This is a genomic window from Pseudoduganella namucuonensis (assembly GCF_900116645.1).
Taxonomy (GTDB): domain Bacteria; phylum Pseudomonadota; class Gammaproteobacteria; order Burkholderiales; family Burkholderiaceae_D; genus Rugamonas; species Rugamonas namucuonensis.
In genome coordinates, this window is sequence record NZ_FPBO01000013.1 from 165497 (window position 1) to 172836 (window position 7340).

The 7340-nt window shown below is 69.3% G+C and carries 6 protein-coding genes; 5 read left to right on the forward strand and 1 reads right to left on the reverse strand.

What is annotated here, in order from left to right; genetic code table 11:
• Window positions 1-16 precede the first annotated feature (16 nt).
• Entirely contained in the window at window positions 17-1678 is a 1662-nt protein-coding gene (locus BM436_RS15895; RefSeq protein WP_093556505.1) for an alpha-amylase family glycosyl hydrolase, read from the forward strand.
• 87 nt (window positions 1679-1765) lie between these two features.
• Window positions 1766-2791, forward strand: coding sequence for a LacI family DNA-binding transcriptional regulator (locus BM436_RS15900; protein ID WP_093556506.1), 1026 nt, complete (start codon window positions 1766-1768; stop codon window positions 2789-2791).
• On the opposite strand, the gene tssK is transcribed toward BM436_RS15900, so the two are convergent.
• On the reverse strand, window positions 2760-4112 hold the full coding sequence (gene tssK, locus BM436_RS15905; RefSeq protein ID WP_093556507.1) for a type VI secretion system baseplate subunit TssK: 1353 nt from the start codon (window positions 4110-4112) through the stop codon (window positions 2760-2762). The two genes, BM436_RS15900 and tssK, sit on opposite strands and share 32 nt — an antisense overlap.
• 147 nt (window positions 4113-4259) lie before the next feature.
• On the opposite strand from tssK, the gene tssF reads away from it, so the two are divergent.
• From tssF to BM436_RS15920, 3 genes are all read left to right on the forward strand, one after another.
• Window positions 4260-6086: a type VI secretion system baseplate subunit TssF gene (gene tssF / locus BM436_RS15910; RefSeq protein ID WP_093556508.1), complete on the forward strand. Its 1827-nt coding sequence runs from the start codon at window positions 4260-4262 to the stop codon at window positions 6084-6086.
• Window positions 6050-7084, forward strand: a complete 1035-nt coding sequence (gene tssG / locus BM436_RS15915) for a type VI secretion system baseplate subunit TssG (RefSeq protein ID WP_093556509.1) — start codon at window positions 6050-6052, stop codon at window positions 7082-7084. The genes tssF and tssG overlap by 37 nt, the downstream gene beginning before the upstream one ends.
• Before the next feature lie 11 nt (window positions 7085-7095).
• A partial coding sequence (locus BM436_RS15920; RefSeq protein WP_143133160.1) for a hypothetical protein occupies window positions 7096-7340 on the forward strand: 245 nt, incomplete at its 3' end.

Here is a 7340-nt window from a genome sequence, read left to right on the forward strand (position 1 = left end):
TGTAAGGAATACTCTCATGTCTCAACCGAATGCACCGGTCTCCCCGCTCGCTCCCTTGGACCGCGACTGGTGGCGCGGCGCCGTGATTTACCAGATCTATCCACGCAGCTTCATGGACAGCAACGGCGACGGCGTCGGCGACCTGCCGGGTATCACCGCCAGGCTTGATTACGTGGCGTCGCTGGGCGTGGACGCGATCTGGATCTCGCCGTTCTTCACCTCGCCGATGCGCGACTTCGGCTACGACATCGCCGACTACCGCGACGTCGATCCCATTTTCGGCACGCTGGCCGACTTCGACCGCCTGCTGGCGCGCGCGCACGAACTGGGGCTGCGCGTGCTGATCGACCAGGTGCTGAGCCACACGTCCGACGAACATGCCTGGTTCAAGGAGAGCCGGGCCAGCCGCGACAACGCCAGGGCGGACTGGTATGTCTGGACCGACCCGCTGCCGGACGGCACGCCGCCGAACAACTGGCTGAGCATATTCGGCGGCTCGGCCTGGCAGTGGGACACGCGCCGCCAGCAGTATTACCTGCACAACTTCCTCGCTAGCCAGCCGGACCTGAACCTGCACAGCGCCGCCCTGCAGAACCAGCTGCTGGACGAGGTGCGCTTCTGGCTGGCGCGCGGCGTGGACGGCTTCCGCTTCGACGCCTGCAATTTCTACTTCCACGACGAGCGCCTGCGCGACAACCCGCCATGGGGCGCCCGCCCGCGCGGCGACTACTCGACCCCGCTGACCAATCCCTATTCGCGCCAGCGCCACCTGTACGACAAGACGCGGCCGGAAAACCTGCCCTTCCTGCGGCGCCTGCGCGCGCTGCTGGACGAGTACGGCGCCACCACCAGCGTGGGCGAGATCGGCGACGACGACGCGCTAGCCGTCATGGCCGACTACACCAGCGGCGGCGACAAGCTGCACATGGCCTACACCTTCAACCTGCTGGGCGACGCGCTGAGCGGGGCCTACATCCGCGGCGTGGTCGAGACGGTGGAGGCGGGCATCGGCGACGGCTGGCCGTGCTGGTCCATCGGCAACCACGATGCACCGCGCGTGGTCACCCGCATGGGCGGGGCCGACGCGCCGCCCGCGCTGGCCAGCGTGCTGCTGGCGCTGATGCTGTCGCTGCGCGGCAGCGCCTGCATCTACCAGGGCGAGGAGCTGGGACTGCCGGAGGCGGAGATTCCGTTCGAGCGTCTGCAGGACCCGTACGGCATCGCCTTCTGGCCCGAGTTCAAGGGGCGCGACGGCTGCCGCACGCCGATGCCATGGGACGGGCGGGCGCCGCATGCCGGCTTCTCGACCGGCGAGCCTTGGCTGCCGATGGCCGGGCAGCACCGTTCGCGCGCCGCCGCGCTGCAGGCCGTGCAAGCCGATTCGGTGCTGAACCGGACGCGCCGCTTCCTTCAATGGCGCAAAACGCAGCCCCTGCTGACGGGCGGCGATATCCGCTTCCATGACGCGCCGGACAACTGCCTGCTGCTGTCGCGCCGCGGCGGCGGGACGGCGCTGGTGGCGGCGTTCAACTTGTCCGCCGTGCCCGTGGTCCTGGCCTGCCCGCGCGCCGGCGCGGTTGACGTCGAAGGGCACGGCATGGGCGGCGCGCTGAGGGATGGGGACATCGCCTTGCCGCCGTTCGGCGCCTGGTTCGGCGCCGCCGCGATGGTAGAATGACCGGACCTGTTCAGAATCCCCGCCATGCCCCCACGGAAGTCACCCACAGCATCCCCCGCGCCCGGAGCACGGCCATCCAAGCTGCAAATGGCCGATATCGCCCGCCTGGCCAATGTGTCGGTCTCCACCGTCTCGCGCGCGCTGGCCAACAACCCGCGCCTGAGCGAGGAAACCCGCAGCCGTATCAACGAGCTGGCGAAGTCGCTCAACTACTCGATCAATGTCGGCGCGCAGATCCTCAAGGGCAAGCCGCTGCGCACGGTGGCGGTGGCCTTTCCCTATCATTCGCAACGGCGCCAGCACTTCAAGGACCCGTTCTTCCTCGCGCTGCTGGGCGCCATCGGCGACGCGCTGATCGACAGCGGCCATAGCATGCTGGTGGTGGGCGTGGAGGAGGCCAGGAGCGGCGAGCTGCTGCAGGCGCACGAGACCGGCCAGGCCATCGGCACCATCATGCTGGGCCAGGAATACAACCATGAGCTGTTCAACGAGCTGGCGGTGCGCGGCATGCCGTTCGTGGTGTGGGGGGCGCGCCTGAGCAAGCAGTTGTACTGCACCGTTGGCAGCGACAACGCGATGGGGGGACGGCAAGCGACCGAACACCTGCTGCGGCAGGGCGCGCGCCGCATCGCCTTTTTCGGCGACCGGCGCCTGCCGGAATTGGGTCTGCGGTACGAGGGATACCTGCAGGCCCACGCGGACCTCGGCCTGGACGCGGATCCGGCTTTGTATCGTCCGGTGCCGTTTGTGGAGGCCAGCGTGCAGGCCGAGGTGGAGCGCATGTTGCGGGAAAAGACCGCGTTCGACGCGGTGTTCTCCTGCAGCGATGTGGTGGCGCTGACCGTGATGTCGACCCTGCGCGACGGCGGCCTGCGCGTGCCGCAGGACGTCATGGTGACGGGCTTCGACGATATCCGTGCCGCCGCGCAATCGAACCCGCCGCTCACCACCGTCCGCCAGTCGATAGAGGAGGCGGGCCGCATACTGGTGGCGTTGTTGCTGGAAACCCTGGGGGGGCGGCGGGTGGAGTCGGTTGTTCTGCCGACCGAGCTGTTGGTGCGCCAGTCCACCGTCCCCGGCGCTACGCCTTTAGCGCGAATAGCTCCAGTTTGAGCCCCTTCATTCCCTCCGGCGCGAAGATCGTGATGGCCTGCGCCTTCAGCATGGCCTCGTACAGCGCGCTCTTGCGCTCCAGCGAGAAGTAGAAGGTGTTGGGCCGCACGGGAACCTCCGGCGGCACCTGCGCCATGTGCAGCAGCTTCACGCCGGACACCGCCGTGTTGATCATGCGGTCCACGTCGTCCGGCGTGCCGATCTTGAGGCGAACGGGAAGGGCCGCCACCAGTTCCAGCGGCGGCATGTCGGCGCTGGCCGCGATGCCCAGCATGGTCTGGCTGTCGACCTGCGCCGCGTCCAGCATGCCGCGCAGGTGGGTGGTTCTGTCCGGGTCCAGGACGAGCGGGATCGTGAAGTATTTGGACGAGATGACCACGTCCGCCAGCTCGCGGATGATGGCGTCCAGCCGCGCGAAGGCGGGGCCGGCGTCGTCGTGGCTGTAGGCCGGCAGCTCGGCCACCGCGTATTTGCTGGAGAAGGTCATCAGACTGCCGGCCAGCGCCGTCATCCGGTCGAACAGCTCCTCGGGATGATGCAGGCGGTAGCGCGCGCAATGGCCGAGCGAGGCGGCGGCGGTGTTGAGCGTGTTGAGCATCCAGTACGAGGCCATGTCGCCGCTGTGGAATTCCAGCACGCCCTTGGCCGGCTGCCGGTGGCGCTGGTAGAGCGAGGCGATCTTCGCGTTGAGTTTGGCGAGCAGGGTGTCGAGCATGCGCGGCAGCGCGGCGGAGGAGCCGACCGCGAGGCAGGGCGGCACGAACGCGGGGTCCTGTTCGAAGCCGCCGCCGGCCACGCGGCGCAGCCGTATCACCGGCATGCTGACATGGGCGTCGCGCGACTCCAGCTGCGAACGCAGCCGCACCGTCTTGCGCAGGAAGGCCACGTCCGTGCTGACCGCCTCCGAGTACAGGTCCGGCGTGTCGCTGTCCACCCGAGCGTAGCGGGCCTCGTGGGTGGCGCCGTTGGCGGCGCCAAGGTTGCCGCCGTAGGGCTGCAGCGCCGGCAGCGCCGCGTAGAAGGTGAAGCTTTGCTGGTCCTGCGGCAGCGACGACAGGTCCACAGGCGGCGGCAGGGCGTCGCCGTTGGGCGCCTCGTAGATCTCGCCGTCGGGGAAGATCAGCGACATGGTTTGCACGCACAGCCGGTTGCTGGCCAGCGCCTCGTCCATCCATTCGATGGACCGCACGCCCCACACGTGGGCGCGCAGGGCGGCGGCCATGCGTTGCAGGCGCGCCTCGTGGTAACGGTCCATTTGCTGGAACTGCTGCGGTCCCAGCGTCTGTCCCTCGGACCAGAGGACTTTCAGTGGCAAGGTCATTGCGCGCTCCTTTCGTGGCGGTTTGCAGGCCACCCAGCATGCAGCGCCCGGCGGCGCCAGGCGTTGATTTGACGCAACTTGCCAATGTGCAAAACCTCAATAATGGGCACTCGATACGATTTGCCGTGCGGAATCTAGGGGGATGCCTTGGAAGACCTGCTGCCGTATTACGAACGAGAGCTGGTGACGTTGCGGCGCCACAGCCGCGAATTCGCGGAACGCTTCCCCAAGGTGGCCGCGCGGCTGCGGATGGGCAGCGACGGCTGCGCCGACCCGCATGTCGAGCACCTGATCGAGGCGGTGGCGCTGTTGGCGGCGCGCGTCTCCAAGCGCCTGGACGACGACTACCCGAAGTTCACCGAGGCGCTGCTGGAGATGCTGTTCCCCCACTATCTGCGGCCTTTCCCGTCCTGCGCCATCGTGCAGGCCGCCGAGGACGGCGAGCGGGGCGCGGCGGCTTTCACGATCCCCCGCGGCACCGAACTGGAATCGCCCCCGGTGCAGGGCGTGCGCTGCGGCTTCAGGGTGGCGTACGGGTTGGCGAAGACGCCGGTGCGGCTGGCGGCGGCGCGCTTCGACGCCATCGCCGCCGTTCCCGCCGGTCTGGGCCTGCCCGCCCACGCCGGCGCGGGACTGTCCATCACGCTCGAATCCACGCCCGGCGGACCGGAACTGGCGCACCTGGCGGACCGCGCGCTGCGCGTCCACATCGACGGCGAGGCGTCCTTCGGCGCGGCGCTGCGCGACGCGCTCTTCATCTCCGCCGCCGGGGCGTACATCGCGTTCGACGAGGGCGGCCACGTGCCGCTGGCGTCGGTTCCGATCGCGCCGGTGGGCTTCGCGGAGGAGGACGCGCTGATTCCCTTTTGCGCCCGATCGCATCCCGCCTACCGTTTGCTGATCGAATACTTCGCCTTTCCCGAAAAGTTCAACTTCTTCGACATCGACCTGGCCGCCATGCGAGGCGGCCTGCCCGCGGGTTGCCGGCGCTGCACGCTGCATCTGGCACTGGCGGGCCTCGGCCCGGACACGCAGGCCGCGCGCATGCTGCGCAGCCTGTCGGCGGACCATCTGCGGCTGCACTGCGCGCCGGTCGTCAACCTGTTCCGGCGGCCCGGCGAACCGATCGCTCTCACCGAACGCACCAGCGACCACGCCGTGCGCGCGCATGCCACGCAAGCCGATGCCTACGAGGTGTACACGGTCGATTCCGTGGCGATGCTGCCGCAGGGCGGCGGCGCGGACGCCATCGACTTCAAGCCGTTCTACTCGCTGCGGCACGGCGAGGAAGGCGAGGGGCGTTACTGGACGCTGCGGCACGACGACGCGCTTGCAGCGGCCAGTCCCGGACACGAGAAGCGACTGTCGCTGGTCAATGCCGGCGCGGCCGGCCTCGAGCTGGAAGGCGCCACGCTGTCGCTGGAGCTGACCTGCACCAACCGCGACCTGCCCGTCCAGTTGAAGTATGGAGAGACCTGCGGCGACCTCGCCGCGCCCGGCGTCGCCGGCGGCGCCATCCTGCGCTTCGTGCGCCGGCCCACGCAGCCCTGCAGGCCGCCCATGTCGCCGGGCCTGCACTGGCGCCTGATTTCCCACCTGACCCTGAACCAGCACGCGCTGACGCAGCAGGGTCTGCCCGCCTTCCGCGAGATGCTGACCCTGTACGACCTGACGCAAGGCGCAGCCTCGCAACGCCAGGTCGCCGGCGTGACCGGGCTGGAGGTGCGCGACGCCGTGCACTGGATGCGCCACCAGCGCGGCGCCTCGCTGGTGCACGGCGTGGAGGTGCGGCTGACCGTCGACGAGGCGGCGTTCGCCGGCAGCGGGCTGCACCTGTTTGCGCAAGTGATGGACCGCTTCCTCGGCCTGTACGCGCAGGTCAACAGCTTCAGCCAGCTGGTGGTCCTGTCCATGAAATCGAACAAGGAGCTCATCCGATGCCAGCCCAGAAGCGGACATGCGAGCCTGGTGTGATCGAGCGCCTGGTCCAGGCGCCGCAGCGCTACCAGTTCGCGCAGGCCGTGCGCCTGCTGGTGCGCTGGCTGGCCGATCATGGCGTTCCCTATGAGCAGGCCTACACCGACGTGCTGCGCTTCCAGGCCAGCCTGTCGCTGGCCTTCCCGGCCGGCGACATCGAGGCGCTGCAGATGGAAGGCGCGCCCGGCGGCACAATGCCGCGCCATGTGCGCCTCACGCCGGCCTGCATCGGCCTGCTGGGCGCCAACGGCGCGCTTCCCTTCCACTATACGGAGCGCATCGCCGCCGCCGAAGCCGACCCCGAACTGGCCGGCGCCAAGCCGTTCATGGACATGCTGGCGCAACGCATGGTGGCGCTGTACTGCCAGGCGTGGGGCAAGCACCGGCTGGAGCACAGCCTGGACATGGGCGGCGCGGACACGCAGCGTCCCTTGCTGTTGGCCCTGGGCGGCAACGCCGCGCTGTTCCGCGCCGCCGAGGCGGAGGGCGCCATCCGCGCCGACACGGCCGCCCGCTACGCGGGGCTGCTGCGCGCCAGGCCGGCGTCGGCTGTCGCCATCTCGCAGGTGCTGTCCGAATACTTCGGCGTGCCGGTGCGGCTGGAACAATTCGACGGCTGCTGGGATCCGATTCCCGTGCAGGCGCGCAGCACGCTGGGCGTGACGCGTCCCCGCCTCGGCCACGGCGCGGTGCTGGGGACGCGGGTGTGGCGGCACGACCGGCAGGCCAGGCTGGACATCGGCCCCCTCAAGCGGGACGAGTTGCAGCGCTTCCTGCCCAGGGGCGAAGCGGCGGCGGCGCTGGCCGCGATGCTGAAACTGTTCGGCGCGCCGAAGCTGCGCTACGAGGTAAGGCTGATTCTCGGCGCCTCCTGCATCGGCCCGATCGTGCTCGCGCCGCCCGGTGCGCGGCGGCGCCTGGGCTGGGACACCTTCCTGCCCGACAAAGCCGGCAAGGTGGCACGGCCCGAAGTCCGCTATCGCTTGACCATATAAAGGAGACAGCCATGGACGCAGGCAGGACGATCACCGGCTTGGAGGCGCTATCCATCCTGGGCCTGGAAAGCCAGGGCAACCGGCTGCTGCGCATGGCCTTCCCCAGGGGAGACGGCCCTAAAGGGACGGTCATGCTGGTCGACACGCTGGACGCGGAGGAATCGATGTCACGCGACTTCCGCTTCGAGGTCGGCGTGCTGTCGGACGACGCGCGCATCCCGCTCAAGGCCATGATGGCGCGGATGGTGACGGTCTC